27 protein-coding genes, 1 tRNA gene and 1 other RNA gene are annotated in these 24,425 nt (G+C 58.6%); 10 read left to right on the top strand and 19 right to left on the bottom strand.

The features are described from left to right. Positions 1-39 precede the first annotated feature (39 nt). The 13 genes from nuoC to GWQ29_RS08325 all read right to left on the bottom strand — a co-directional run bounded on the left by nuoC (position 40) and on the right by GWQ29_RS08325 (position 9,895). Positions 40-1,809, bottom strand: a complete 1,770-nt coding sequence (gene nuoC / locus GWQ29_RS08385) for an NADH-quinone oxidoreductase subunit C/D (RefSeq protein ID WP_345893294.1) — start codon at positions 1,807-1,809, stop codon at positions 40-42. A 38-nt stretch (positions 1,810-1,847) separates the two neighbouring features. Continuing rightward, positions 1,848-2,522 carry an NADH-quinone oxidoreductase subunit B gene (locus GWQ29_RS08380; RefSeq protein WP_005314925.1) on the bottom strand — a complete coding sequence of 225 codons (675 nt, stop codon included), beginning with the start codon at positions 2,520-2,522 and terminating at the stop codon, positions 1,848-1,850. Positions 2,523-2,551: 29 nt separating this feature from the next. Then, entirely contained in the window at positions 2,552-2,956 is a 405-nt protein-coding gene (locus GWQ29_RS08375; protein ID WP_021140926.1) for an NADH-quinone oxidoreductase subunit A, read from the bottom strand. Positions 2,957-3,342: 386 nt separating this feature from the next. Continuing rightward, a non-coding RNA gene (locus tag GWQ29_RS08370) (RtT sRNA) lies at positions 3,343-3,471 on the bottom strand. 54 nt (positions 3,472-3,525) lie between these two features. Then, a tRNA-Ser gene (locus GWQ29_RS08365) sits at positions 3,526-3,613 on the bottom strand. Positions 3,614-3,881: 268 nt separating this feature from the next. Continuing rightward, positions 3,882-4,499, bottom strand: a complete 618-nt coding sequence (locus tag GWQ29_RS08360; protein ID WP_265422619.1) for a TPM domain-containing protein — start codon at positions 4,497-4,499, stop codon at positions 3,882-3,884. Positions 4,500-4,519: 20 nt separating this feature from the next. Further along, positions 4,520-5,254 carry a TPM domain-containing protein gene (locus tag GWQ29_RS08355; protein WP_275919199.1) on the bottom strand — a complete coding sequence of 245 codons (735 nt, stop codon included), beginning with the start codon at positions 5,252-5,254 and terminating at the stop codon, positions 4,520-4,522. Next, a complete protein-coding gene (locus GWQ29_RS08350; RefSeq protein WP_005314946.1) occupies positions 5,251-5,856 on the bottom strand; it encodes a LemA family protein in 606 nt (201 codons plus the stop codon). The genes GWQ29_RS08355 and GWQ29_RS08350 overlap by 4 nt, the downstream gene beginning before the upstream one ends. A 42-nt stretch (positions 5,857-5,898) precedes the next feature. Continuing rightward, on the bottom strand, positions 5,899-6,636 hold the full coding sequence (gene mepA, locus GWQ29_RS08345; protein ID WP_058394109.1) for a penicillin-insensitive murein endopeptidase: 738 nt from the start codon (positions 6,634-6,636) through the stop codon (positions 5,899-5,901). Then, positions 6,630-7,511: an amino acid ABC transporter permease gene (locus GWQ29_RS08340; RefSeq protein WP_345893293.1), complete on the bottom strand. Its 882-nt coding sequence runs from the start codon at positions 7,509-7,511 to the stop codon at positions 6,630-6,632. Before GWQ29_RS08340 ends, mepA begins: the two co-directional genes overlap by 7 nt. Beyond that, positions 7,511-8,332, bottom strand: a complete 822-nt coding sequence (locus GWQ29_RS08335; RefSeq protein ID WP_275908768.1) for a transporter substrate-binding domain-containing protein — start codon at positions 8,330-8,332, stop codon at positions 7,511-7,513. Before GWQ29_RS08335 ends, GWQ29_RS08340 begins: the two co-directional genes overlap by 1 nt. 2 nt (positions 8,333-8,334) lie before the next feature. After that, a complete protein-coding gene (locus GWQ29_RS08330; protein ID WP_275908769.1) occupies positions 8,335-9,132 on the bottom strand; it encodes an amino acid ABC transporter permease in 798 nt (265 codons plus the stop codon). Next, positions 9,125-9,895 carry an amino acid ABC transporter ATP-binding protein gene (locus GWQ29_RS08325; RefSeq protein WP_275919224.1) on the bottom strand — a complete coding sequence of 257 codons (771 nt, stop codon included), beginning with the start codon at positions 9,893-9,895 and terminating at the stop codon, positions 9,125-9,127. Before GWQ29_RS08325 ends, GWQ29_RS08330 begins: the two co-directional genes overlap by 8 nt. A 106-nt stretch (positions 9,896-10,001) precedes the next feature. Between GWQ29_RS08325 and GWQ29_RS08320 the strand changes: the two genes are divergently transcribed. Further along, positions 10,002-10,544, top strand: coding sequence for a hypothetical protein (locus GWQ29_RS08320; protein ID WP_275908770.1), 543 nt, complete (start codon positions 10,002-10,004; stop codon positions 10,542-10,544). 218 nt (positions 10,545-10,762) lie between these two features. Next, the gene (locus tag GWQ29_RS08315; protein WP_011898630.1) at positions 10,763-11,041 is read left to right on the top strand and encodes an RNA-binding protein; all 279 of its coding nucleotides are present in this window, start codon (positions 10,763-10,765) and stop codon (positions 11,039-11,041) included. 78 nt (positions 11,042-11,119) lie between these two features. Here the strand turns inward: GWQ29_RS08315 and GWQ29_RS08310 are convergent, their stop codons facing one another. Beyond that, positions 11,120-12,019 (bottom strand): aldo/keto reductase family oxidoreductase, encoded by a 900-nt coding sequence (locus tag GWQ29_RS08310; protein WP_275919198.1) that lies wholly within the window; start codon positions 12,017-12,019, stop codon positions 11,120-11,122. Between the two features lie 108 nt (positions 12,020-12,127). Here GWQ29_RS08310 and GWQ29_RS08305 point away from each other — a divergent pair, with 108 nt between their 5' ends. The 3 genes from GWQ29_RS08305 to ltaE all read left to right on the top strand — a co-directional run bounded on the left by GWQ29_RS08305 (position 12,128) and on the right by ltaE (position 14,433). Continuing rightward, on the top strand, positions 12,128-12,535 hold the full coding sequence (locus GWQ29_RS08305) for a hypothetical protein (RefSeq protein WP_005314974.1): 408 nt from the start codon (positions 12,128-12,130) through the stop codon (positions 12,533-12,535). 89 nt (positions 12,536-12,624) lie between these two features. Next, positions 12,625-13,326, top strand: a complete 702-nt coding sequence (locus GWQ29_RS08300) for an SDR family oxidoreductase (RefSeq protein WP_275919197.1) — start codon at positions 12,625-12,627, stop codon at positions 13,324-13,326. A 90-nt stretch (positions 13,327-13,416) separates the two neighbouring features. Beyond that, positions 13,417-14,433: a low-specificity L-threonine aldolase gene (gene ltaE / locus GWQ29_RS08295; RefSeq protein WP_275919196.1), complete on the top strand. Its 1,017-nt coding sequence runs from the start codon at positions 13,417-13,419 to the stop codon at positions 14,431-14,433. 63 nt (positions 14,434-14,496) lie between these two features. Here ltaE and GWQ29_RS08290 read toward each other — a convergent pair whose 3' ends face one another. The 4 genes from GWQ29_RS08290 to GWQ29_RS08275 form a co-directional block, all read right to left on the bottom strand. Next, entirely contained in the window at positions 14,497-14,928 is a 432-nt protein-coding gene (locus GWQ29_RS08290; RefSeq protein ID WP_162626294.1) for a PAS domain-containing protein, read from the bottom strand. A 9-nt stretch (positions 14,929-14,937) separates the two neighbouring features. Beyond that, positions 14,938-15,969, bottom strand: coding sequence for a response regulator (locus GWQ29_RS08285; protein ID WP_265421545.1), 1,032 nt, complete (start codon positions 15,967-15,969; stop codon positions 14,938-14,940). Between the two features lie 54 nt (positions 15,970-16,023). Next, positions 16,024-16,962, bottom strand: coding sequence for a LysR family transcriptional regulator (locus GWQ29_RS08280; protein ID WP_265421544.1), 939 nt, complete (start codon positions 16,960-16,962; stop codon positions 16,024-16,026). Positions 16,963-17,035: 73 nt separating this feature from the next. Further along, on the bottom strand, positions 17,036-17,584 hold the full coding sequence (locus GWQ29_RS08275; protein WP_275919195.1) for a DUF2982 domain-containing protein: 549 nt from the start codon (positions 17,582-17,584) through the stop codon (positions 17,036-17,038). 322 nt (positions 17,585-17,906) lie between these two features. Here GWQ29_RS08275 and GWQ29_RS08270 point away from each other — a divergent pair, with 322 nt between their 5' ends. The 4 genes from GWQ29_RS08270 (at position 17,907) to GWQ29_RS08255 (ending at position 22,162) form a co-directional block, all read left to right on the top strand. Beyond that, the gene (locus GWQ29_RS08270; RefSeq protein WP_058394098.1) at positions 17,907-19,844 is read left to right on the top strand and encodes an EAL domain-containing protein; all 1,938 of its coding nucleotides are present in this window, start codon (positions 17,907-17,909) and stop codon (positions 19,842-19,844) included. Between the two features lie 90 nt (positions 19,845-19,934). Continuing rightward, positions 19,935-20,660 carry an oxygen-insensitive NADPH nitroreductase gene (nfsA, locus tag GWQ29_RS08265; protein WP_265434289.1) on the top strand — a complete coding sequence of 242 codons (726 nt, stop codon included), beginning with the start codon at positions 19,935-19,937 and terminating at the stop codon, positions 20,658-20,660. Positions 20,661-20,849: 189 nt separating this feature from the next. Next, complete coding sequence (locus tag GWQ29_RS08260) at positions 20,850-21,614, top strand: DNA repair protein (protein WP_111588724.1); 765 nt, start codon at positions 20,850-20,852, stop codon at positions 21,612-21,614. Further along, a complete protein-coding gene (locus GWQ29_RS08255) occupies positions 21,608-22,162 on the top strand; it encodes a VOC family protein (RefSeq protein WP_275919194.1) in 555 nt (184 codons plus the stop codon). Before GWQ29_RS08260 ends, GWQ29_RS08255 begins: the two co-directional genes overlap by 7 nt. Positions 22,163-22,206: 44 nt before the next feature. Here GWQ29_RS08255 and GWQ29_RS08250 read toward each other — a convergent pair whose 3' ends face one another. Continuing rightward, positions 22,207-23,415: an MFS transporter gene (locus GWQ29_RS08250; RefSeq protein WP_275919193.1), complete on the bottom strand. Its 1,209-nt coding sequence runs from the start codon at positions 23,413-23,415 to the stop codon at positions 22,207-22,209. A 93-nt stretch (positions 23,416-23,508) separates the two neighbouring features. On the opposite strand from GWQ29_RS08250, the gene GWQ29_RS08245 reads away from it, so the two are divergent. Continuing rightward, a complete protein-coding gene (locus tag GWQ29_RS08245) occupies positions 23,509-24,384 on the top strand; it encodes a LysR family transcriptional regulator (RefSeq protein WP_275919192.1) in 876 nt (291 codons plus the stop codon). Positions 24,385-24,425: the final 41 nt, after the last annotated feature.

Raw genomic sequence — 24,425 nt, 5'->3', positions numbered from 1 at the left:
TCACGGTTGTTGAGTGCTGTGGTTTGATTACCCGAGGACTCAACGATCCACATCCGACATAACGAAATCGATACTGCCCAGATAGACGATGAGATCCGACACCATGCTGCCCTTGATCACGGAGGGGATCTGTTGCAGGTGAGCAAAGCTCGGGGTGCGGATCCGGGTCCGGTAGCTCATGGTGGAGCCATCGCTGGTCAGGTAATAACTGTTGATCCCCTTGGTGGCCTCTATCATCTGGAACGACTCGGCGGCCGGCATCACAGGGCCCCACGACACTTGCAGGAAGTGGGTGATCAGCGTCTCTATGTCTTGCAGGGTGCGATCCTTGGGGGGCGGTGTGGTGAGGGGGTGATCCGCCTTGAAGGGCCCCTCCGGCATGTTCTTCATGCACTGATCTATGATCGACAGGCTCTGGCGGATCTCCTCGATGCGTACCGTGGCCCTGTCATAGGCATCGCCATTGCTACCCACCGGCACTTCGAAGTCGAACTGGTCATAACCCGAATAAGGGCGCCACTTGCGCACGTCAAAGTTGAGGCCCGTGGCCCGCAGACCCGCCCCCGTCGTGCCCCAGGCGAGCGCCTGCTCAGTGGTGTAGGCAGAGACGCCAATGGTGCGCCCGCGCAAAATGCTGTTACGCATGGCGGCTTTTTCATAATCCATCAGACGCTTGGGCAGCCAGCTCAGCAGATTGTCCTGCACCAGTCGCTGCCATCCCTTGGGCAAGTCGTGGGCCACGCCACCGATACGGAACCAGGCCGGGTGCATGCGGGCACCCGTGATGGCTTCGATGATGGTGTAGATCTTCTGCCGGTCGGTGAAGGTAAAGAAGACAGGGGTCATGGCCCCCACGTCCTGGATATAGGTGCCAAGGAACAGGAGGTGGCTCTGGATGCGGAACAACTCCGCCATCATCACCCGGATCACGTCGACCCGGTTCGGCACCTTGATGCCGGCCAGTTTCTCCACTGCCAGCACGTAAGGCAGGTTGTTCATTACCCCGCCCAGATACTCGACCCTGTCTGTGTAGGGGATATAGCTGTGCCAGGACTGGCGCTCACCCATTTTTTCGGCACCGCGATGGTGATAACCTATGTCGGGTACGCAGTTGCGGATCTCTTCGCCATCGAGTTGCAACACCAGTCGGAAGGCGCCGTGGGCGGACGGGTGGTTGGGACCGAGGTTCAAGAACATATAGTCCTCGTTCTCGTTGCCACGGGCCATGCCCCACTCTTCCGGTTTGAACAGCAGGTTCTCCTGCTCCATGTCCTGCTTGGCGGCATCGAGCATGAAGGGATCGAACTCGGTGGCCCGTGCAGGATAGTCCTTGCGCAGCGGGTGACCCTGCCAGCTCTTGGGCATCATGATGCGGGTCAGATGGGGATGACCGTCGAAGGTTATGCCCAGCAGATCCCACACTTCCCGCTCATACCAGTTGGCGTTGGGGAAGTGGCCTGTGAGAGTGGGAAGATGCAGGTCGCTCTCGGCAAGGGGCACTTTGAGCATCACATCGGCGTTACGGTCGATGGAGATGAAGTGATAGAAGACGGTGAAGTCGCTCTGGGGCAGGCCGTCACGATGGCTGCGCAGCCGTTCGTCGGTGGCGCTGAGATCATACAGCATCACGAACGGGGAGGGGAGCTTGCGCAAAAAGCCCACCACGTCCAGCAGCAGTTCGCGGGCGAGCCAGATCACGGGTACGCCGGTACGGGTACTCTGCACGGTGAAACGCTCGGCACCGAAGTGGGCAAACAGTTCGCCGACAACCTGGGTATCCTGGTGATCGCTGGGTTGCCACTGGGCCATGGTGTAATTGCTGGGAAAATCGCGAGTCAGTTTCATGGTCAGATCTCATCCGGCGTGCGCAGGTTGGTCACCTTGATCCGCTCGCCCCGTTTGCGGTCTTTCTCGGCCGGCATGTCGGGACGGTAGATACCCTGATCGCCGACGACCCAGGAGAGGGGGCGGCGTTCCTTGCCAATGGAGTCCTGCAGCAGCATCAGGGCTTGCAGGAAGGCCTCGGGACGGGGCGGGCAGCCCGGAATATAGACGTCGACCGGCAGGAACTTGTCTACCCCCTGTACCACTGAATAGATGTCATACATGCCGCCCGAGTTGGCGCAGGCGCCCATGGAAATGACCCACTTGGGCTCGAGCAACTGTTCATACAGTCGCTGGATGACAGGCGCCATCTTGATGAAGGGGGTACCGGCTATCACCATGAAATCCGCCTGACGGGGCGAGGCCCGGATCACTTCGGCACCGAAACGGGCCACGTCATGGGGGGAAGTGAACGCGGTACACATCTCCACATAGCAGCAGGAGATACCGAAGTTGTAGGGCCAGAGGGAGTTTTTGCGACCCCAGTTGACGGTGTCTTGCAACACCTCCTCGAGACGCCCCATCATGATGCCGCGCGTCGCGTCTTGTGCCAGCGGGTCATCGACGGTCTGGCTCTGTTCCTGTGGATAGCGCTCAACGGGCGCATCCGGGTCAATCCGGGTCAGGGTGTACTTCATGGTGCAACCTCAAAAAGAGAATCAGTAAGTCAGTCAGGCTTCTTGTCGGTCAGGGCGCGTTTTTTCGGTGCCCAGTCGAGGGCGCCGATACGCCACAAGTAGAGGAGTCCTACCAGCAGCAAGCCGATAAAGATGGCGGCTTCAATGAAGCCGACCCAGCCGCTTTCCCGAACGGAAACAGACCAGGCAAACAGGTAAAGCGCCTCTACGTCGAAGATGACGAAGAACATGGCAACCAGATAGAACTTGGCGGAGAAGCGCAGGCGGGCGTTACCCACCGAATCGACGCCAGACTCGAAGGGCTTGTTTTTGGCACGGCCGTGGGCGCGGCCACCCAGCAGGGCGGCGAGGCCGATCATCACCAGACAGAGGCAGATGGCTGCAATGACATAAATGGCAAAAGCCCAATGTTGAACAGCAATATCAGCAAACATAGAGATTTTCCCTAACCAAATTAATCACGTGACTTAACAATAATGTTACGCATTATGGCACTTTCATACTGATTTACATGTCATTTCAGCGGATTAATAATTAATCGGCGGGGGTAAAATTGTTTTTTGCTACAAAGGTCAATTTTCTCATTTGAGAATGATTTTCAACGGCTGGAACAAGCCCGCAAAACAGTGTTTCGTAGAGATGGGCAAAGATGGCGGGTTTACACAGCGAGAGGGGAATGAAGGGAATTTGGTCGGGCAGAGGGGAGAGCGTCCAACACTGCAGCATGCAATCTTGGTAAGAGTAGAGGAAGGAGAGTCGGCAGCAGAGGATAGGCCGGCCCAAAAGCAAAAAACCGACCCTGAGGTCGGTTTTTTAAATTTGGCGGTGAGGGAGGGATGATTCGCCACTGCGTGGCTCACCCCTTCGGGGCGGCCGTTGGCCGTTCATCGCAGCAAGCTGCTCTGCTCGAACCCAGCGAGGGTTCTCACCCTCCCTCGTCGACATCAGCGTTGCGGTTTCCCCACAAGCAAAAAACCGACCATCAGGTCGGTTTTTTTGAATTTGGCGGTGAGGGAGGGATTCGAACCCTCGATACGTTGCCGTATACACACTTTCCAGGCGTGCTCCTTCAGCCACTCGGACACCTCACCAAATTTTTACTGCTTTGAAGTGGCTTTCGGATCACGCTGTGCGTGCTTTCTTGCCGACTTCGTAGGTGGGCAGCCTCTCGGACACCACACCAGATTTTCGACCAGAGTTTAACGTGTTCGGCCAACACTGAGTTCGCTGCGCTGTTGCGCCGGAACGGGGCGTAATTTAGGGGAAAGGGCTGCCTGGGTCAACCACTTTTCCCCTTATTTTTCATAATCTTTATCGAGCGGCTATCCCTTGAACAAAATGCCGATATTTTAAACCCGATCAGGGCTTGTCCAGGATGATCAGGCTGTCGGGCAGCTCGTTTTGATCCCGTGTAGCCGGGAAGGCGTCGGTCAGGATGGCGCTGGTGCGTTCCACGCATTCGAGGAATCCCTGCTCCACCTCCTTGTTGCGTACCCGGCGGGTGAAGTCATCGATGATCGCCTGCCACTGGGCATTGTCAATGTGCTGGGCGATGCCGTCATCCACCAGTATCTCGACGTAGTGCTCGGCCACAGAGACAAAGATCAGCACCCCCAGCCTGTCACGGGTGCGGTGCAGCCCCTGCTCGACAAATTGCAGGCGCGCCATCAGGGCGGCTCTGTGCCTGCGTACCTTCTTCGGGATCAGGTACATTTTGATGGGAGTCCAGTGGAACAGTATGCTCAGCAGCAACCAGACTGACCACTGTGCCAGCAGTATCTCGTACCAGCCGAGCCAGAAGCCGAGTTCGAACACCAGCAGGGGAGTGAGCATGGCAATCAGGGCTGCCCACAGAGTGGGAATGTAGCGATAGCCGTCGCTGGCCGGGGCCAGTACTGTGACCAGCTCGGCGTCTGTTTCCAGCTCCGCCTCGCGAACCTTGGCCTGCAGAGTGTGAAAGAACTGTTTAGAAATCATGGTCTGTCTCTTTATTCCTGTTACCAACCACCGGAGGCACCACCGCCACCAAAACTGCCGCCGCCACCGCTGAAGCCACCGCCGCCACCTCCTCTGCCGCCGAAGCTACCGGCGCCAAAACCACCGGCCAGAAAAGCCGCGCGGCGTCGACCACCGCCACCGCCCCCACCGCCTCCGCGCAGGTTATGCAGCACTATCATCACAATCACCATCAGAATGAACAGCCAGGGACCACCCAGCTTGCCCTCTTTTTTGGCGGTGTCCACTGGCTGATATTCACCCGCCAGTGCCTGCATGATGCTCTGGCTGCCAGCCACCACGCCCGCAACCATGTCGCCACGTTTGAAGGCGGGCAGGATCCGGGTCTGGATGATGTTGGCGGCAATGGCATCGGGCAGGGCACCCTCCAGCCCATAGCCCACTTCGATACGCACTTTGCGCTCATCTTGGGCGATCAGCAGCAGCACACCGTTGTTCTTTCCCTTCTGGCCTATGCCCCAATGACGACCGAGCTGATAGCCGTACTCCTCTATGGTTTCGCCATCCAGGCTGTCGATGGAGACAACTACCAGCTGGATGCCGCTGCGTTTTTCAAACGCGGCCAGTTGTTGGGTCAGCTGGTGGGCCTGCTTGCGGGACATCAGGTTCGCCTCGTCCACGACACGACCGCTGAGGGCCGGAAAGTCGGGAGCGGCTTGCAGTACTGCGGTCCAGAGCAACAGACAGGGCAGTAACCAGCGGGCAAATTTGCTCATTGGAAGCTGACCTTGGGAGCCTCTTCAGCCCCGGGTTTGGCACTGAAACTCGGTTTGGCTTCGAGATCCGAATAGAGCAGCTTGGACCAGATGACGCCGGGGAAGGTGCGGATCTCGGTATTGAACTGGCGCACCGCCTCTATGTAGTCACGGCGTGCTACCGAGATGCGGTTTTCGGTGCCTTCCAGCTGCGCCTGCAGGGTGAGGAATTGCTGATCTGCCTTGAGATCCGGATAGCGCTCCACCACCACCATCAGGCGGGAGAGGGCACTGGAGAGCTGGTTCTGGGCCGCTTCAAACTCCTTGAGCTGGGCCGGATCGCTCACCTGCACACTGCCAACCCTGGCTCGGGCATCGGTGACTGCTTTGAGGGTCTCCTGTTCGTGGCTGGCGTAGCCCTTGACGGTGGCCACCAGATTGGGAATGAGATCGGCGCGGCGCTGATACTGATTCTCGACCTGGCCCCAGCTCGCCTTGACCTGCTCATCCAGGGTCGGAATATTGTTCATGCCGCAGCCGGTCAATCCCAGCAGCAGGGTCAGTGTCAACAGGCTCTGCGTGGTGCTGCGCCAGAGTGAAGTGGCCATCTTGTTGTTCTCCATTGAAATTTCTAGCGGATATGGGCACACCATACCAGCTTGGGGTCAGTTGCCACAACGGGCGGGCAGGATGGGCATCTTGTTGATACCTGAGACCTTGGGTAGCTGTGGCTTGTCCTTGAGCCAGGAGGCCAGCTCGGCGCCGCAGCCATTGCCGGGGGGAATGGGGGCTTGTGGCTCGCAATCCGGGCTGCCGACGGGGCAGCGCAACCGCACATGAAAGTGGCTGAAGTGGCCGACCCAGGGGCGCAGTTTGGCAACCCAGGGCTCATCGGCGGCCCGTTTGCACACCTCTCCCTTGATGACGGGGTTGATAAAGATGCGCGCCACCTCGGGCTTGCTGGCAGCCAGTCGCAACAGGTTCAGTTGCTCCGGACCGAAGCGACCCGGCAATACCCGATAGCTGGGCTCGTCGATCAGCGCCCACTCCTTGGGGGCATCCTGCTCCCACTTGCTGATGGGGCGGTTGGCCATGCGAAACCAGATGTCGGCATCCAGGCCCGTCTGGTGACTGCGATGGCCCGAGGTAAAGGGGCCGCCGCGGGCCATCGCCAGATCGGCGATATAGAGATCCGGCATGCCCGCCATGCGGGTCTGGTTGGCCAGCCCCTGCAGATAGTGGATGAGGTCGGGATGACCGTAGTAACGCAGCCGCTTGGTGCGGATCACCTGATACCCGGGTCCCTCCAGTGGCAGGGCCATGCCGTTTTTGAGGCAACCGGCGGCATAACCGCCGATCGCCTCGGCCTGCAGTACAGAGGCCAGTAACAGGGACGTCAGCATCTATGGGCTCCTTGTTTTGCTTCGAGTCGGCTGAGCAGCACAAACAGACTCAAACATATCAATAAATAGGCGGCCGCCACCAGTAGCCAGATTTCATAAACCAGCCCGCTGGAGTTGGCCATCTCGGTGCCGACGAAGGTGAGCTCTTGCACCGAAATGAGGGAAACGATGGCGGTATCCTTCACCAGTGCGATGAGCTGGCCGGTGAGGGGAGGCAGCATCAGCAACATGGCCTGGGGCAGGATCACCCGGCGCAGCCGCACCCGAGGCGAGAGCCCCAGACTCTGCGCCGCTTCCCACTGCCCTTTGGGCACGGCCGCGAGACCGGCACGGACTATCTCGGCGACGAAGGCGGCGCTGATCATGCCGACACAGAGGGTGCCAGAGATGAGGTTCTCCCATCTGGCGGGCGGGCCCAGCAGCGCCTCTTGCCAGGGGGAGAGTGACAGAGTGCCGAGCCAGCGGGAGAGGCCGCTCGCCGGCAGTAATTGATTGGCGATAAAGAAGTAGAAAATGAAGATAAACACCAGCGGCGGCAGATTGCGGATCAACTGGATGAACAGGGTCGCCGGCAACACCAGCCAGGGACGGCGGCTGAATGCCGCCAGACCCAGCGCAGTGCCCAGCAGCAGCGCCAGTGCCATGCCGAGCAGGGCGATGCGCAAGGTGGTGAGCAAGCCGCTGAAAAAATAGGGCAACTCACCCTGGGGGCCGCGCGTGAACAGCAACTCAAAGGCGGCCTGCCAGTGCCATTGGTAGGCCACGCCAAGGTGCAATCTGCTGGCAAGCCACATGCCTGCCAGCAGCAGTATCAGCATGAGTATCCCGTCGAGCCAGCCGACGGCTCGGGTAGCGCGTTTGATGGCAATCAGCATCAGGGATTGGCGACCTGGGCTTCCCATGCCAGCGACTTGAACCAGTAGTCATGACGGACCTTGAGCCAGCCGTCGGCCTGACGGGCGGCGATCCACTCGTTGAACTGCTCGGCCAGGGCGTCATCCCCTTTGCGCAGTGCAAAGCCTTCGCTGCCTTGCGACAGCGGTTCGGCAAACGGCATAAAAAGAGCTTCGGGGTGGCGCAGTGTCTCTTGTTCCGGTTTCGGGGAAGAGGAGAGGGCGCCGTGGGCGCGGCCGTTCAGTACTTCCTGAAACACTTGAGATTCATCATCGAACTGGCGAAGAGTCGCCTTGGGGAAGTTCTCCTTGGCGACCTGCACCGGTGAGGCGCCACGGCGCACCGCCAGGATCACGCCGCGCTGGTTGAAGTCGGACAGCGTCTTTTTGTCCTGGGCCTGCGCCTTTGAGGCGGCCAGCTGGATGCCTGAGTGGGAGTAGGCCTGAGTGAAGCGCACGCTCTTCTCCCGTTCGGGTGTGATGGTGAGGCCGCCTATGATGACGTCATATTTTTTTGCCAGCAGGGAAGGAATGATGCCATCCCAGGCGGTGGGGACGAATTCGACCTGCCAGCCGTTATCGGTGGCCAGGCGGCGGGCAACATCGATTTCGAAGCCGATGAGGGCGCCTTGTTTGTCGCGCATCGCCCAGGGGGCAAAGGTGGACATGCCAACCCGCAGGGTGCCGCTTTGTTCTATCTGCGCCAGGGTGGCAGATGCCTCGCCTTCTGCCTGGGCAGGGGTAAAGAGAGCGGTAAAGAGCAGGGCTGCGCCCGACAGGGCGGTTTTGAACGAGAGTGACATGGTTAGCGTCCTTGTTGTTCCGGATCCAGATAACGGGCGAGCGCCCGCGAACAGGCTGACAGTGTCAGCGTCAACAGCAAATAGAGGGCGGCCACGGTGAACCACACCTCAAAGGTGAGGAAGGTATCGGCCACCAGAGTACGCCCTTCGTTGGTGAGATCGAAGATGGCGATGACACTCACCAGCGCCGAGTGCTTGATGAGGGACACCAGCTCGTTGGTGAGCGGAGGCAGCACGATACGAACCAGTTGCGGCAGTATCACTTTGCGCAGTGTGATGGCCCGTGACAAACCAAGAGAGCGCGCTGCCTCCCACTGTCCGCTGGGGATGGCCTGTATTCCTGCTCGCAACACTTCGGCGGTGAAGGCCCCCTGATAGAGGGAGAGACTCAGCACGGCGCAGGCGAGCGGGGCCAGTCCCAACATGGGGCCCAGCAGAAAATAGAGGATGTAGAGTTGCACCAGCTGGGGCGTGGTGCGCACCAGCGCCAGATAGGTGACGGCAAGCCAGGGGCCCAGACGAGAGGGAAGCAGACGCAGGCTGACGACGGAACACCCGACGACCAGGGTGCCAACCAGACTGAGCAAGGCGACTTGCAGGGTAACCAGCAAGCCGCTGAGCAGTGGGCCAGGGTAGAAGTCGCCATCTTCCCACTCCCCGAGAAAGGGGCCGACCCGCTGCCACTGCCACTCATAACCCATCTGATGGGCACCACTGTAGAGCACCCAGCCCAGCAGCAGGATCAGCAACAGGATTGCCAGCAACCAGCTGGCGAGGCGGGTGGGTCGGGTATCAGCCATGGTAGCTGAGCACCTGCTCGAGAAAGGCACTGGTTCTCGGGTGAGCAGGCTTGCTGAACAGCTGAGCCGGCGGGGCGGATTCGATGATCTTGCCCTCATCCATGAAGAGCACCCGGTCCGCCACCTGGCGGGCAAAACCCATCTCGTGGGTGACGCAGATAAGCGTCATTCCCTCGTCAGCCAGCTCGCGGATCACATCCAGTACCTCGCGGATCATCTCGGGATCGAGGGCAGACGTCGGCTCATCAAACAGCATCAGTTCCGGCTGCATGCAGAGGGAGCGGGCGATGGCCACGCGCTGCTGCTGGCCGCCTGAGAGCTGGTGGGGGTACTTGTCGGCCTGTGCCTGAATGCGTACGCGTTCCAGCAGGCCGAGGGCACGGGTTTTGGCCGCTTGCGTGCTCAGTCCCAGCGTATGTACAGGGGCCACCATCAGGTTTTCCAGCACCGTCATATGGGGAAACAGGTTGAACTGCTGAAACACCATGCCGACTCGCCCTTGCAGACGACGAAGGTAGGCGGGGGTAACGGGCTCGCCAAACAGGAACAGCTGGCCGCTGTCTATCCCCTCCAGGCCGTTGATGGTGCGGATCAGCGTGGACTTTCCCGAACCTGACGGGCCGCAGATAACCCACTTCTCCCCCCGCGCTATGGTGAGGTCAATCTGATGCAGGGCCTGGAAGTCACCGTAGAATTTGTTGACGCCACAAAAGCGCACACAGGGCTGCGAGCTGGTCAAGAAACAAGTTCCATTGAGTATCATTGATGCCATGGTATTGATTTTATAGGGGGATGACAAAGAAAACCCCCTTGTCAGTCCCGTGAGGTCTATTCACAATGGCGCCATTTCACGGTCACAGGAACCTTTCATGCGAATTACATCCTTGCTGGCAACCCCCGGGGTTCGCTTGCTGATGCCGCCGGCAATGCCCTATCGCTGCGTCATTTTTCTGTTGTTGCTGACGAGTTGGGGCGTGGTGGCTGCCTCCTTGTGGTATGGACGGGGTGCCATGGGGTTGCTCCACTGGGTTGGGGTCATCTTCGGGGGCATCACTGGGATCCTGGTCTCTCTGCCACGCAGTTGGCAACGCTGGCGGCTGGCCGAACTGGGTTGGGATGACGAGCACCTCTATCTGCTCAACGGCAGCGATGATCAGGCGCTGGCCTTGCCTAAAACAGCGCTGGTGGCCATCGAACGGGAGTACAAGGTAGGTCACGACGGCCAGTGGCTGGCGTTCAGTCTGGACCTTCGACTCGACTGTGCACAGCTTGCTGCGGCGACCACGCTTATGGGGCTGGGCCGCGAAGGGACCCATGAGGTTGCCCCTGGCATCTACCGCTTTGGCTTTAAACGAGCCTGGCATAGCCGCCGGGCGATCAAGGGGGTACTGAACGAGCTGCTCCCGGTTTGAACTGACTATTTTCTCGACAATCCAGCTCAAAGCTCAGATACTGCCAGTGACTCGAATTGATCTTGCCTGTTCTGTTCACCCAAGAGATCAATGACTTGAGTGAGCAGAACGGGGAGTGCCAAGGCATGACGCCCTGGCAGGTCCGGCATGGGGGTTGTGCCCTTACCTTTGTGTTGGTGATGGGATAGAGAAGGCACCTTGAATCGAGAGTGGATGGCATGAAGATTTACGTAGGTAATCTGTCGTACCGGATGACGGCCGACGAACTGACAACCGTGTTCAGCCAATTTGGACAGGTAGACAAGGTCGATATCATCATCGACCGAGATACCGGTCAGTCCAAGGGGTTTGGCTTTATTGAAATGCCTGTTAATGGCGATGCCGAAAAGGCCATCGCCGGTTTGCATGGCACCGAGATCGGTGGCCGTACCATCACAGTCAACCAAGCCAAACCGAAGACAGATGCACCACGTGGTCGCCCCCAGCGTCATCGTTGAGTTGCCTCGTTAATGCAAAACGGCATGGGTTTTCCCATGCCGTTTTTGTTTGTGCGCGATTGGGCCATCAAGCAGGGGTCAGGGTACGTCGTAACCAAGCGCCGCTTTGCGAATGCGGAACCACTGCTGGCGAGTGAGCGCTATGGACTCGGCTGCCACGGCAGCGGCAATCCGCTCCCGCTTGCCTGAGCCAATCAGCGGCAACGGCTGGCTTGGAAGCATCATTACCCAGGCGTACACCAGTTGCTCTATGTTCTGGGCTCCCACTTCATGACGGATCTGCTCGAGCTCGGCGCGCAGCGGCGCATACTCCTGGCCTTCGAACAGGCGTCCGCCACCCAGGCAGGACCAGGCCATGGGCTTGATGCGCAGTTGCTGACAGAGATCCAGGGTGCCATCCAGCGTCGTGCTCTGATTCAGGGGCGATATCTCCAGCTGATTGGTGACCAGCGGGAAGGGCAGGCGGGACTGCAGCAGCTCGAACTGGCGGGCACTGAAGTTGGACACCCCCAGATGTTTCACCTTGCCCGCCTGCTTGAGGCTGATAAAGGCATCGGCCACCTCATCGGCATCCATCAGGGGGTCCGGACGGTGGATCAGCAACAAATCCAGGTGATCGGTCGCGAGTTTGCGCAGGGAGTCCTCGGCACTGGCGATGATGTGCGCCTTGCCGGTGTTGTAGTGGTTGAGGGCATGCTCAGGCTTGGCGGTGAGGGCGATACCACACTTGCTGACGATTTCCATCCGGTCACGCAAGGAGGGTTCCAGGCGCAGGGCATGGCCAAATGCCTCTTCGCACTGGTAGCCACCATAGATATCGGCGTGATCTATGGTGGTCACCCCCAGGTCCAGGTGGTACTTCATCAGATCGAGCAGGGCGGCCGGGGAGAGCTGCCACTCCATCAGACGCCAGTAGCCCATGATAAGGCGAGAGAAGGTCGGGCCCTGGGCGTGCAGGGCGAGGCGAGATACAGACATGGGTGACTCCTTGGGGAATAAATGCTGCCAGCATCTTGGTCTCTTCTGCCTGGCAAGGCAATAATGTGGTTTTTGTTCATTCGAACTTTAGTTCTGACGGGATTCATGATGGACGGATTTGCCGCGCGGTTGCAGAGTCTGATCGGGGAGGGCAGTGTCAGCGCCTTCGCCCGCAAGGTGGGTTTGAGTGAAGCCCTGATCCGCAAGTACCTGAAGGGAGCCGAGCCCGGCCTTGGCAAGGCAAACCAGATTGCCATGGGAGCCAACTGTTCGCTGGAGTGGCTCGCCACCGGTTGCGGCTACCTCTATCGACAGGCGGAAGTAGTGGATCGGGAGGCGTTGGCCGCCGCCGGCACCCTGCTGCAGGAGCTGGTTCCCGAGCAATCCCTGCCAGATGAAAAACAGCTGGTCACCCTGCTCGCGTATTACCAGTTCTTGCGCAGCCACAAGAAGGCAGATGGTTTTCTGGATCTGGCGCTGGCACGGGAGTTTGGCAAACATCTGGGTGAGGCATAAAGCCGCATGGGGGTTGCCGCCTCCCCTTGGCGGCAAGCGGTCATTATTCTGATAACCTCTAAACAGGCAGTCAATCCAGGGAGAGGGTGATGGGCTATCTGATCTTGGGCAGTGGTGGATTGGGCACGGCGCTGGCCAGGGAGCTGTCAGCCCGTGGCGAGGAGCTGGTACTGGCGGGCAGGCAACTGCCAAAAGGACTGGATCCGGCCTGCTACTTTCCGTTGCAGGAGGTGGATCCGCTCTCTTTCGATGCGCTGTTCACCCTCTATGACACAGTCGCCCTGCCGAGCGTGGTGATCAACACCATAGGCCTGTTGCACGATATCAACTTCATGCCGGAGAAGCGGGTAGAGGAGGTCAATCCCAAGTGGCTGTGTGACAGCCTGCTGGCCAATGCCTGGCCCACTCTGGCCGTGGCTGCCCGGCTTGGCCGCCTGATGGCGGAGGATAGCCAAGTCTGGCTCTGTGCCATTTCTGATCTGGCGGGAGCCATAGGCGCAAATGAACAAGGGGAACGTTACAGCTACCGCATGAGCAAGGCGGCCCTCAACATGGGGGTCAGGACCCTTGCCCATGAGTGGGCCGAGCGCTTTCCCAAGTCCGGCGTGATCACGATACACCCTGGCCTCATGGCAACCCCCATGAACCAGCCTTTTCTTCATGCACTGGCATCTGCTCCGTTGCAGGACCCCGCCCAGGTTGCCCCCTCTTTGCTGACTTTAATTGCAGGCTTGTCCCTGACTCAATCTGGCGCTTTTGTTGATCTGCTGGGGCAGCCGCTGCCCTGGTAGGCGGTCACCGGGCTCACATTCCAGAAACTCCCTGCTTGCCAAGCCAGCCTGCGCTGGCTAACGTCATCCTCCTGCACCAGGAGGGATGTCATGCGCTATATCGATTTACGAAGTGATACTGTCACCCAACCCACGGATGCCATGCGTCAGAGCATGCTTCATGCCGAGGTTGGGGACGATGTCTATGGGGAGGATCCGGGCGTCAATGGGCTGGAAGCCTATGGTGCCGACCTGCTTGGCAAAGAGGCCGCACTGTTCCTGCCATCCGGCACCATGTCCAACTTGCTGGCGGTGATGAGCCACTGCCAGCGTGGGGAAGGGGTCGTGCTGGGCTCGGCAGCCCACATCTATCGTTATGAGGCGCAGGGTTCTGCCGTGCTGGGGTCTGTGGCCCTGCAACCCGTGCCCATGCAGGCCGATGGCTCACTGGCGCTGGCCGACGTGCGCGCAGCCATTGCCCCTGACGATGCCCATTTTGCCCAGACTCGCCTCGTTTGCCTCGAAAACACCCATAACGGCAAAGTGTTGCCGCTAAGCTATTTGCACGAAATGCGTGAGTTTGTCGATGAGCACGGCTTGCTGCTGCATCTGGACGGCGCTCGCCTGTTCAACGCAGTCGTGGCGAGTGGCCACTCGGTGCGTGAGCTGGCCGCGCCGTTTGACAGTATTTCCATCTGTCTTTCCAAAGGGCTGGGAGCGCCGGTGGGATCGCTGCTGGTGGGTTCTCATGCCTTCATCGCTCGTGCCAGACGGCTGCGCAAGATGGTGGGTGGCGGCATGCGTCAGGCGGGGATCCTGGCCCAGGCTGGTCTGTTTGCCCTGCAGCAGCATGTGGTGCGCCTTGGCGACGATCACCGCCGCGCCAGACGGCTGGCCGAAGGGCTGGCGGCACTGCCGGGCATCAGGCTGGATCTGGACCAGGTGCAGACCAACATGGTGTTCTTGCAACTGACGAGTGGCGAGAGTGCGCCTTTGCTGGCCTTCATGAAGGAGCGGGGGATCCTCTTCTCCGGTTATGGCGAGCTGCGGCTGGTGACCCATCTGCAGATCAATGATGACGACATCGAAGAGGTGATCGACGCTTTTACCGAGTATCTCGGCGCGTGACAATGCCATGAAATGAAACAGGGCGCTTCGGCGCCCTGTTTCGTTACTGCATGGTCTTGTTCGTCATATCTGCCGTTGCCCTGTCATCAGCATGGCTTCATCGGTGGCATCGTAGATCATCACGGCAATGTGGGTCACCTGGCCGCCAAAATCAGCCAGCGGCACCAGGGTCAGGTTCTGGAACATATGGGGTGCGGAGCCTGTGATGGGGCGATAGTTGGAGAAACGCAGCAGGTAAGGTCTCTGTTCCCAGGTGCTGAAGGCGCGGTTGTTGAGCTGGAACACCATGTTGGCCTTGCGCTCGAACCAGGCCCTGTCAACGTCGGGGAAAAGCTCGAACAGGACACCATCGCGCACCTCGCCCGCCATCCGGCCGCTGTGGCTCTCCATGAAGCCGTTCCACACCTGCACCTTGTACTCCTTGTCGAGTACCACCAGCCCCACGTCCAGGTTCTGGACTATGTTCATCAGCCAATGAAATTCACGAATTTCCATGGTCACTCCCTAGAGCATGTGCATGATTTTGTTGTTCATGGTGGCGATGGAATCTTCGGTAAACAGCAGTAGCAGGTCACACTGCACTGCGTAATCCTGGACCCGGTAGTTGATCTCTATGGCCAGGGTACGACGCCAGAGACTCTTGTTGGTATTGATGAGATCCTTGATGGGTCTGTGCTGGCCGAGCACCACAGGGTGGCCCTGGCTGAAGGGGGTGTCGAGCTGGCTGGCATAACCGCGCAGGAAGGCACCGATCAGCACGTTGGCGGTGTCCATCAATAGCTCCAGCTCGGCATTGCGATCCAGTGCTCCCTGATGCTTCATCAGTCGGGCAAGGTCTTTGAAGCTGGAGTCGTGGAACAGGATCAGCGCTTCGCCGGCGATACCGGCCCCGATGAAGCCTTGGCAGACGGCGGAAAGGGTGTCTGAATCGGCGGCGGCCGAGAGGGCCATGTGTAGCTCGGAGACCTCCAGCACGTTGACGTTGGGAATGGGCAATACCACGAAGGCATTGAGCAGGCGGGCCAGCAAATCTGCGGCCTGGCCCATGGATACGTTGGCGAGCTCCTGATACACGTCGCGGATCTCGGGGCTGATCTTGATGCCAACGTCGGCATCGGGCTCAGCTGTTGCAATACCGGTGAGGAGGGGGGCGGGGGTCGAGGCCACGCCGTTTGGCTGCCACAAGCCGTGTTGCCTGAGCAGGGCGGTCAGGGTTTCGGGGGCGGCGGGTTTCTTGATGAAATCGAGCGCACCGAGGCTCATGACCCTTTGATGCGCTTCAGGCTGGATGTCCCCAGAGACGACGAAAACCTTGTTGCGCAGTCCCTCCTGTTGCAGGGTCTCCAGCACACCGTAGCCGTCCATTTCCGGCATGGTCAGGTCCAGAAAGATCAGGTCGCCATGCCCCATCAGCACCTGCTCTATCCCTTCGAGTCCGTTTGCGGCGTAATACAGCGTCACATCCCAGTCAGCGGGAAGGGCACGGGCCAGCTGTTTACGAGCGAATCCTGAGTCATCACATATCAATACATTCATAGTGTTAGGCTGGCCTGGTCAACGAGGATTGCTATAAGTGTGGCCCGCTCACGGTCAGATGCAATGGGACAGACTGGTTGCTGGTGAAAATTGGTTGTCCCATTGGCAGTTCCGGTAGTGCGCCGAGTATTTTTCAACGAATTCAGCGAACATCTTAACACGCAGTGGGGCAAACTGAGGCTGGCAGCGCACCATGTAGAAGGGGCGATGGCCGGTTTTCCAGTCCGGCAGCACGGCCACCAGCTGCTCATCTTGCAAGAATGGATGCACATAATGGAGCGGGGCATTGACGATACCCAGATGCCGTCTGGCTGCCCTGACGGCCGCCTGTGTCTGGTTGACGGTCAGCTTGGCGGCGCGCTTTATCTGTATTGTCTGGTCATCCTGGCCTATCAATTGCCAGTGCTGGTGGGGCCAACAGTAGATCAGCGAATGCTCTTCCAACTGGGCTGGGTGGGCTGGCGTGCCCATTTTCTCCAGATACAGTCTGGAGGCGAACAGGCCATACTCGATGTGACCAAGGCAGAGGGCATTGGTCATGGATTGCGGCAGCTCACCGTTGAAAAACACCAGATCCCTATCGTTATCAAACAGGTGCTGATGATCATTGGTCTGGGTGATGTCGAACTGTACTTCAGGATAGTGCAGACCGAAATCTGCCAGCATGTCGACCAGGAGGGTATTGGAGAGGGCGATCGGCGCCGCTAGACGGATCACGCCATTGATATCGGCTTCCCGCCCCTGGATCTCCCCCGTGGCCTGTTCAATCTCGGCCAGCGGGGTGCACAGGCGCTCGTAATATCTGAGCCCTTCATCGGTGAGGCGGAGCTTGCGGGTGGATCTGTGCAGCAAAGAGCAGCCGAGTTGCTCTTCGAGCTGAGAAATACGTCGGCTGATGGTGCCGGTCGGCATGCCCAGTGCGGCAGCTGCGTGGGAGAAGCCTCCCTCTTGCACCACCTTGACGAACAGATAGAACTCTTCGATGTACTTCATAAGCGGTGTTCTGGGTGTAACAGGGGGGAGACCTTAAAAAGAGCCGCCCGCCTTGGCAAGCTCAATCCGGCGTTTAATTGATCTGGATTAGATTCGACTCCCGCTGGTATTGGTGCAAAAGGCGGATAAATTCGGCTGGATCCCGATCCAAGCTGTTGTCCGGCACCAGCAGATCGTAACCAAGCAGCTCACGCAGCCGGGTCATGCGATTGGCCAGCATGGCGATAACCCCCTCATATCGCTGGCCGGACGAAGAGCGAAAACGGCTCTCCTCCAGCAAACCTTCCCCCTGCAGTGCACCACCACAGGTACCGCTCGGACAATCCTGTTGTTCATTGCGCAGGGCCTGCAACAGCACGGATCTTTGCTCGGTCAGCAGGCGAACGGCCAATCTGGGTGTGATCAATGTCAAAAAATCATCGTAATCTTTTATCTTCAATCCAATGTAGGGCAGGGGGACCAGATCCCAGCCGAGATGGATGCGGGGTTGGTCAATTCGCTGAATATTTCTCCATTTCAGGATCCAACCGCCGTATTTGTGGTGATATTGCAAACAATCGTGGCAGAGGGAGAGGCTGATATGGGGTTCGACCAGCTTCAACGAGCCGATAAAGATCATCATCAGGCCTGCCAACAGGCCTGAGATGAAGGGGATTAGTGGTTGTTCACGGAAGAAAAAAAGTATAAAAATCATAGTAATGGTTACTATGATGCCCAACAATACCAAGGTGAGTCCGTTTTTCCTGACCATGGGTTTCACATGTAGCGTTTTCATATGAAGTCAGCCCTTGTGCGCAAGCTTATTTTCAGATTATGGGCTGGATCCTATTTTGTACCAGCATGGGGTGCCCCGAAAGGGTACCTTGTAGCAGGCTTTCTCAGTGATCACACATCATGAATCACCACATTAGATGAATACGCTAGACGAACGGTTATTGAGCGGGATGGATGTCCTGCATACCCCTATCTGGGTTTATGACATCCGGCATCATCATATTTACTGGGCCAACCGTACCGCATTGGGGGTATGGGAAGCCAGCTCGCTTGCCGAACTGCAAGCGCGGGACTTCTCTGCCGACATGGCTGCCGCCATCGATCTGCTGCTGCAACGCTACCTCGGTGATTTCCAGCAGGGGCGCAGTTACAGCGAGTGGTGGACGCTCTCCCCCAAGGGGATCAAAAAACAGATCTACCTGCGGTTGTCTGGCATTCAGCTGGCCGGCCGCCTGATGATGATGACGGAGGCGGTGATCGACGCCGATACCCTCTATCAGGAGTCCTCCCTCGCCACCGGCGATACCCTTGCCTGCCTCTTTGATAATCAGGGCCAGCTTGAGAGCGGCAACCACCACTTTGACACCTGCTTCGGCGATCAGGTCAGTCAGCTCTCCCAGGTGTTTTCCGGCAACAATGAAGCTTTCTACCAGAAGCTCTCACGCCTCGACGAGGTGGTGGCAGAAGGGGAGTGTCGTACCCGGAAGGGGATGCGCTGGTTCCAGTATCAGTTTCGGCATATCCAGCAGGGGGCACAGATATTGCTTACCATGCGCGATATTACCGACCGCAAACTCGAAGAGCTGGAGCACCGCCATCTGGCCTGGCACGACTCGCTCACCGGGCTGCTCAATCGCTATGGTCTGATGAAGTCCCTCGAGGCTTATTGCGGCATGGGCGGGCGCTTTGCGCTGGTGTTCATGGATTTGGACAACTTCAAGCTGGTCAACGACAACTATGGCCACAAGGCAGGCGATCGCCTGCTGGAACGGGTGGCCGGTCGGCTCAAGCAAGTCTGTCCGCGGGATGTGGAGCTGGCGCGCCTCGGCGGTGACGAGTTTACCGCCCTGGTGCCGCTGGCCCATTCCAGCGACAGGGCGCAGGAGGTAGCCGATCTCATGCTCTCCCAGATGACCAAACCGTTGCAGCTGAGCGGTGTACCCGAAGTGACCATAGGCGGCAGCATAGGCATCGCCATCTACCCGGACGATGCAGATGACGGTGACACCCTCATTACTCGCGCTGACATGGCCATGTATCAGGCCAAGCAGATGGGACGCCTGCGCTGGCAGCGGTTTACCCCCAGCATGCAGCAGACCTTGCATCGCAAGCTGACCCTGAAGCAGTTTCTGGCCAAGGCCATTGGTCGGCAGGAGCTGAGCCTCTGTTATCAGCCCCAAGTCGATGTGGCACAGGGCAAACTGATTGGCTTTGAAGCACTGCTGCGCTGGCACAATCCCGTCCTTGGCCATGTCTCACCGGTGGAGTTCATTCCGCTGGCCGAGGAGATGGGCCTTATTCGGGAGATAGGCAGCTGGGTGCTCTCGACGGCACTGGCCCAGATGGCCCATTGGCAGCAAGCATGCCAAGTAAGGGTGCCTGTGTCGGTCAATCTCTCCGGTTTCCAGCTATCTACCTCCTTGCCGGAACTGGTGGCTCAGCAACTCAAGGCGTATGGCGTGGATGCCAGCCTGCTTACCCTGGAGCTGACCGAAACCGTCCTGATGCTGGACATGAAAGGCTGCATCGAGATCCTCGATGGCCTGAGCGAGCAGGGCATCAAGATCGCCATCGACGATTTTGGTACCGGCTATTCGTCGCTGGCTTACCTGAACCGGTTGCCCATCGATACCATCAAGCTGGACCGCTCATTCGTGGTGGGGCTGAACCTGCCGGTGATCCGGGCCACAGTGGCCATGGCAACCAGCCTGGGGCTTGGCATCATGGCGGAAGGAGTGGAGGATGAGCACGAACTCGCAGCGCTGCGAGCTCAGGGTTGCCACGTTTTTCAGGGCTTCTTGTTCAGCAAGCCGATGACAGTGGCTCAGGTGGAAGAGAACCGGTTTGCGGTCTGCTGCAAGGCTGGTACTTATCCATTGGCGGAATAGGTTCAACGCAGATGCCGTCATCCTCCTCCGGGATGGCCTTGGGCCGCTGCGTTTTTTTGGGTAGAGTGTGGCCTTCTTCCAGGAGGCATCATGAACCCGACCATCGACCTTATTCTCTCCCACAGATCCATCCGCCAGTTTACGCCTGAGCCCATTACGCCGGTGCAGCTCGACCAGATCCTGAGCGCAGCCCAGTCGGCATCCAGCTCCAGCTTCCTGCAGGCCAACAGCATAGTTCGGGTGACGGACCAGGCCTTGCGTACCCGGCTCGCCGAACTGGCTGGGCATCAGGCATATGTTGCCCAGGCTGCCGAGTTTCTGGTGTTCTGCGCCGATTATCAGCGCCACACCCAAATCGTGCCGGATGCCCAGACCGGCTTTGTCGAACAGCTGCTGATCGGCGCCATCGACGGTGCCTTGATGGCCCAGAATGCCCTGTTGGCAGCCCAATCACTGGGGCTGGGTGGCGTTTATATCGGTGGTATCCGCAACAATCCGGCCGCCGTGAGCGAGGCGCTGGGCTTGCCCCATCAAGTAATACCGCTGTTTGGTCTGTGTCTGGGCCATCCGGCTCAGGAGCCCGAGCAGAAGCCCCGTCTGCCGAGGGCGCTGGTGGTACATGAGAACCACTATAGCGCCGAGCTGGATCGCCCCTTGCTCGCACAATATGATCAGCAGATCCAGTCGTACTATGAGGCCCGCAGCAGCAACAACAAGCAGCAGACCTGGAGCAGCCAGATCCGGTCCATTCTCGGCAAGGAGGCGCGTCCTTTCATGCAGGAATTCCTGCAATCGAAAGGGTTCAACCTCAAGTAATGGGCCTGATGGGCGATACTATGAGGTAATGACAGTGTTGCCATCGCTGCATGATCCTGAGCTCCTCTGCCTGTTTTGAGACAGGGGAGGATAATAAATCGTGGGTAAGCTCTGCGGTGCGGACTACCTTAAGTGGGTAAGCTGTTGTAGGATCACGCAATTGGATTGGGACAGGAGTTTGAACATCCTATGATTTTAACCTTGGTATTGCTGTCTATTGGCGCACTCCTGTTTCTGGTTATCGCCTATAACGTGATGCAGCAATATAAGCAGAAGGCAGAAGCCGACAAGCGCCAGACGATTGCTCGCCACAAAACGGTGGCGGACGAGACCGAAGAGGTGCTGCTGAATGTCAATTTGGTGCCCTTCTCCAAGAACATAGTGCTGCTGCTGCAACACCGGATACTGGATGCTTACCGGGCGATCGCCCTGGTGATGCCCAATAGTCAGATCAAGCAGCGTATCGCCGATGTGCAGATCCAGATAAAGAATGTGCAGGATAACTACAGCAGCCAGGATGAAGGGCACTTCAAGACCCCCGAATCCGACCGTCAGGCCATTCAGATGCTGCAACTGGTCAAGAAGATGCGGGCAGTGCTGCGTGTTGAGCACAACAAGGGCAAGATAGACCCTCACGGTTTTGCTCAGGAAGATCGTCGCCTTGAGCTGATGCAGCTCAAGATCAACATCGCCAACCTGGTCAAACGGGCCATGGATGCGCAGATCCAGGGGCAGTACGGCACCTGCCGCCAGCTCTATACCAAGGGGCTGGCCGCCTTGGCCAGCGTGTCCGACAAGGATCCCTATCTGATGGCCAGGGAAGAGGATATGCGGCAAGGCCTGCAAGGCCTTGATGAACATTTGCAGCAGCACAGCGATAAAGAGCTGCAGAACATCAAGGACAAAGAGGCGGACGAACTGGACGTCCTGTTCCAACCCAAGAAGAAATGGTGATCATGTTCCACCCACTCGATACCACTTTGGGGCCCATGGCCCCATTTGTTTGTCAGCTATTGGCTGAACTGGACCAACTGGCAGTTCACGTCGATAGCATCAATGTTGACCACCTCTGTTACCGGGCGGCGAGTCTGGCCGAGTATCAGAAGCTGAATGCCGAACTGGCGACACAGGGCACCCTGCTGGTGGAAGGCATGATTGGGGGTCGCCCCATCGCCACCTATCAGCTGCACCAGTCCGTGTTATGTGGTCATGTCAGCGTGCCCTGCATAGAACTGGCCGCGCCCAAGCCGGGGCGCAACCATCAGGCCGGTCTGGAGCATATCGAGCTGGTAGTGGCTTCACTGCATGAACTGGTGGCCGCGTATCCAGATCTGCCGTTCAAGACCGCGAATATCGATGAGCTTCGCAACCCGGATGTGGGCCTGATGCTGGCATCTGGTCAGATCAAGTTTCACCTGAGATCCTTGGCCGAGGTGATTGAGGAAGAGTTGCATACCGGCGCTGTTGTGCCTGTGCCTGCTGGTTACTACGACGGTATCTGATCCGTGCAGGGGGAGGATTCTCATGTTTTCCCCTGTTGTCGTCGTCAGGTATGGCAGGTTCGGGGGCGAGCGCTGCGCCCCTTCAAATGACCGAGCCAGAGGCTCAAGCCCGCTGTGATAACCAGTACCAGCTCGATGCCGAGCACCAATCCCCCCAAGCCGCCCCGTTCCCAGAAGGGGTGAAGATAGAGGCCTCCCAGGCTGGCTCCCAGATAATACCCCACCAGATAGAGTGACGAGGCCAGCGCCCGATTGTGCTCCACGTGCTGACCGACCCAGGCACTGGCACAGGCGTGGGCGAGAAAGAAACCGAAACTGGATATGAGCAGCCCCGTCAGTATGGCTGCCAGCGAGCCATGCAGAAGCAGTGCACTGCCCAGCGCCATCAGCGAGATCCCCGCCAGCAGCAGGCGCTGTGCCCCCCAGCGGTGAGCACAACGGCCGCTTAAGGAGGAGGCGACAGTGCCCGAGAGATAGGTCAGGAACAGCATGCCGAGCCACTGGGTGGGCAGGGAGAAAGGGGCCTTGGCCAGCAGGAAGGTGAGGTAGCTGTACTGGTTCAAAAACACCATGAAGTTGAGCCCGCCGATGAGATAGGCACCGACCAGCAGCGGATTGCCGAGATGGCTGCTGATGGCTCGCTGGAATTGACCAGGCTCTGCAACGACGGGCACAAAGCGGGTCTGGGCGGGCAATAACCAGACGACGAGGGGCAGCAGGGTCAGGCTTATCAAGCCAATGCCGAGAAAGGTGTGCTGCCAGTCGCCAAACCAGCCTGCCAGCAAGCCGCCGACGACACGGCCCGCTATGCCTCCTAGCGAGTTGGCGGCGATGTAGACACCGACGGCTGAGAGGAGGGCACGCTTGCTGAATTCTTCTCCCATATAGGCGATGGCGGTGGCGGGTAACCCGGCCAGCAGTACACCTTGCAATATCCTCAACAGCAATAACTGTTCAAACTGGTTTACCAGGCTGATGAGCAGGGAGAGCAAAATAGCACCGCCCAGGGTCCACAGCATGATACGGCGCCGGCCGAACCTGTCCGCGAGGCGGGCGCAAATCAGCAAGGAGGTGGCAAGCCCTGCAGTGCAGCCAGCCAGTGTCCAGCCTGCCGACAGCGAGCTGATGGAAAAGACATTTGCCAGCAGTGGCAGCAAGGGGTGAGTCTGGTAGAGGTTGAGAAATACCAGGAAGGAACCCAGGCTCAGGGCCAGGGTGGCGCGCGTCCATTCGCGGCTACCTACTTCGATCATGTGCAGTTGTCCTGACGGCTTTTGTGCAGAGTAGTGCGCCACAGGGCATAAATATAATATATTTAAGTTATCCATCTAATAAGATTAATTGATATGGACTTGAAGCAGCTCACCTATTTGCTGGCGGTACGGGATGCCGGTTCCTTCACTAAGGCGGCCAACGGCCTCCATGTAGCCCAGCCAGCCATCAGCATGGCCATTGCCAAGCTGGAGCAGCAGCTCGAGCTGCGGCTGTTCGACAGGCAGGATCGCAACGTGCGGCTTACTCCGGAGGGGGAGGTGCTCTGTCGTCATGCCGAGCGGCTGTTATTGCAGATGCATCAGGCGCGCGCCGAGATGGCCGAGCTGAAAGGGCTGGAGCGTGGCGAGGTGCGCATCGGTATCCCCTACATGATGGGTTCTTACTATTTTCCTCCGATCCTGATGGCCTTCAAGCATCGTTACCCCGGTCTGAAGATCCGGGTAGAAGAGGCCGGCTCACGCGAGTTGCTGAGCCGCATGGTGGATGGCACCCTGGATCTGGCCATCCTGATCACCAGCGATCTGCCACCTGCGCTGGAAGGGGCCCAGTTGCTGCGTGAAGAGATGTTGATGGTGGTGGGGGAAGAGCATCCGTTGCGGCAGGCCTCGGCCGTCTCCCTGACCCAGTTTTTTGACCAGGAACTGGCCATGTTCCGACGAGGTTTTTACCACCGTGAACACATGGAAGCATTGGCTCAGGAGCTGGGGTGTGAGCCTGACATTGCGTTTGAAAGCAATCTGATCCCCCTGCTCAAGGCGGTGGTCAAGCAGGGATTTGCGGTGACTACCTTCCTGCGGATGGTGTTGGATGAGGAGCCTTCACTCACTGGAATCTCGTTTGCTCCCCCCATTTTTCTTGATCTCTGTGTGGCATGGCGGCGGGGCGATCCGCTCTCCATGGCGAACCGCGCCTTGCGAGATTTTTTGCTGGCGCAGGCCCGGCCATAAATGGCCAAGAAGGAAAGGCTATCAGGCAAAAGTTTGTTAGT

The organism is Aeromonas sp. 2HA2, from assembly GCF_029237345.1.
Taxonomy (GTDB): Bacteria; Pseudomonadota; Gammaproteobacteria; order Enterobacterales; family Aeromonadaceae; genus Aeromonas; species Aeromonas salmonicida.
Note: the sequence above shows the minus strand (reverse complement) of the source record. Positions and strands in the feature narration are given on the sequence as shown.

What these genes read in the sequence shown, in the direction of transcription:
- GWQ29_RS08350 (WP_005314946.1), bottom strand. Translation starts at nt 5,856, where the DNA reads ATGGAGAACAACAAGATGGCCACTTCACTCTGGCGCAGCACCACGCAG.
- GWQ29_RS08310 (WP_275919198.1), bottom strand. Translation starts at nt 12,019, where the DNA reads ATGTCTGTATCTCGCCTCGCCCTGCACGCCCAGGGCCCGACCTTCTCT.
- GWQ29_RS08330 (WP_275908769.1), bottom strand. Translation starts at nt 9,132, where the DNA reads ATGGCTGATACCCGACCCACCCGCCTCGCCAGCTGGTTGCTGGCAATC.
- GWQ29_RS08275 (WP_275919195.1), bottom strand. Translation starts at nt 17,584, where the DNA reads ATGATGATCTTTATCGGCTCGTTGAAGCTGGTCGAACCCCATATCAGC.
- nuoC (WP_345893294.1), bottom strand. Translation starts at nt 1,809, where the DNA reads ATGGCCCAGTGGCAACCCAGCGATCACCAGGATACCCAGGTTGTCGGC.
- GWQ29_RS08320 (WP_275908770.1), top strand. Translation starts at nt 10,002, where the DNA reads ATGCGAATTACATCCTTGCTGGCAACCCCCGGGGTTCGCTTGCTGATG.
- GWQ29_RS08285 (WP_265421545.1), bottom strand. Translation starts at nt 15,969, where the DNA reads ATGAATGTATTGATATGTGATGACTCAGGATTCGCTCGTAAACAGCTG.
- GWQ29_RS08305 (WP_005314974.1), top strand. Translation starts at nt 12,128, where the DNA reads ATGGACGGATTTGCCGCGCGGTTGCAGAGTCTGATCGGGGAGGGCAGT.
- GWQ29_RS08245 (WP_275919192.1), top strand. Translation starts at nt 23,509, where the DNA reads ATGGACTTGAAGCAGCTCACCTATTTGCTGGCGGTACGGGATGCCGGT.
- GWQ29_RS08325 (WP_275919224.1), bottom strand. Translation starts at nt 9,895, where the DNA reads ATGATACTCAATGGAACTTGTTTCTTGACCAGCTCGCAGCCCTGTGTG.
- nfsA (WP_265434289.1), top strand. Translation starts at nt 19,935, where the DNA reads ATGAACCCGACCATCGACCTTATTCTCTCCCACAGATCCATCCGCCAG.
- GWQ29_RS08280 (WP_265421544.1), bottom strand. Translation starts at nt 16,962, where the DNA reads ATGAAGTACATCGAAGAGTTCTATCTGTTCGTCAAGGTGGTGCAAGAG.
- GWQ29_RS08380 (WP_005314925.1), bottom strand. Translation starts at nt 2,522, where the DNA reads ATGAAGTACACCCTGACCCGGATTGACCCGGATGCGCCCGTTGAGCGC.
- mepA (WP_058394109.1), bottom strand. Translation starts at nt 6,636, where the DNA reads ATGCTGACGTCCCTGTTACTGGCCTCTGTACTGCAGGCCGAGGCGATC.
- GWQ29_RS08300 (WP_275919197.1), top strand. Translation starts at nt 12,625, where the DNA reads ATGGGCTATCTGATCTTGGGCAGTGGTGGATTGGGCACGGCGCTGGCC.
- ltaE (WP_275919196.1), top strand. Translation starts at nt 13,417, where the DNA reads ATGCGCTATATCGATTTACGAAGTGATACTGTCACCCAACCCACGGAT.
- GWQ29_RS08360 (WP_265422619.1), bottom strand. Translation starts at nt 4,499, where the DNA reads ATGATTTCTAAACAGTTCTTTCACACTCTGCAGGCCAAGGTTCGCGAG.
- GWQ29_RS08315 (WP_011898630.1), top strand. Translation starts at nt 10,763, where the DNA reads ATGAAGATTTACGTAGGTAATCTGTCGTACCGGATGACGGCCGACGAA.
- GWQ29_RS08335 (WP_275908768.1), bottom strand. Translation starts at nt 8,332, where the DNA reads ATGTCACTCTCGTTCAAAACCGCCCTGTCGGGCGCAGCCCTGCTCTTT.
- GWQ29_RS08355 (WP_275919199.1), bottom strand. Translation starts at nt 5,254, where the DNA reads ATGAGCAAATTTGCCCGCTGGTTACTGCCCTGTCTGTTGCTCTGGACC.
- GWQ29_RS08340 (WP_345893293.1), bottom strand. Translation starts at nt 7,511, where the DNA reads ATGCTGATTGCCATCAAACGCGCTACCCGAGCCGTCGGCTGGCTCGAC.
- GWQ29_RS08255 (WP_275919194.1), top strand. Translation starts at nt 21,608, where the DNA reads ATGGTGATCATGTTCCACCCACTCGATACCACTTTGGGGCCCATGGCC.
- GWQ29_RS08260 (WP_111588724.1), top strand. Translation starts at nt 20,850, where the DNA reads ATGATTTTAACCTTGGTATTGCTGTCTATTGGCGCACTCCTGTTTCTG.
- GWQ29_RS08250 (WP_275919193.1), bottom strand. Translation starts at nt 23,415, where the DNA reads ATGATCGAAGTAGGTAGCCGCGAATGGACGCGCGCCACCCTGGCCCTG.
- GWQ29_RS08270 (WP_058394098.1), top strand. Translation starts at nt 17,907, where the DNA reads ATGGATGTCCTGCATACCCCTATCTGGGTTTATGACATCCGGCATCAT.
- GWQ29_RS08375 (WP_021140926.1), bottom strand. Translation starts at nt 2,956, where the DNA reads ATGTTTGCTGATATTGCTGTTCAACATTGGGCTTTTGCCATTTATGTC.
- GWQ29_RS08290 (WP_162626294.1), bottom strand. Translation starts at nt 14,928, where the DNA reads ATGGAAATTCGTGAATTTCATTGGCTGATGAACATAGTCCAGAACCTG.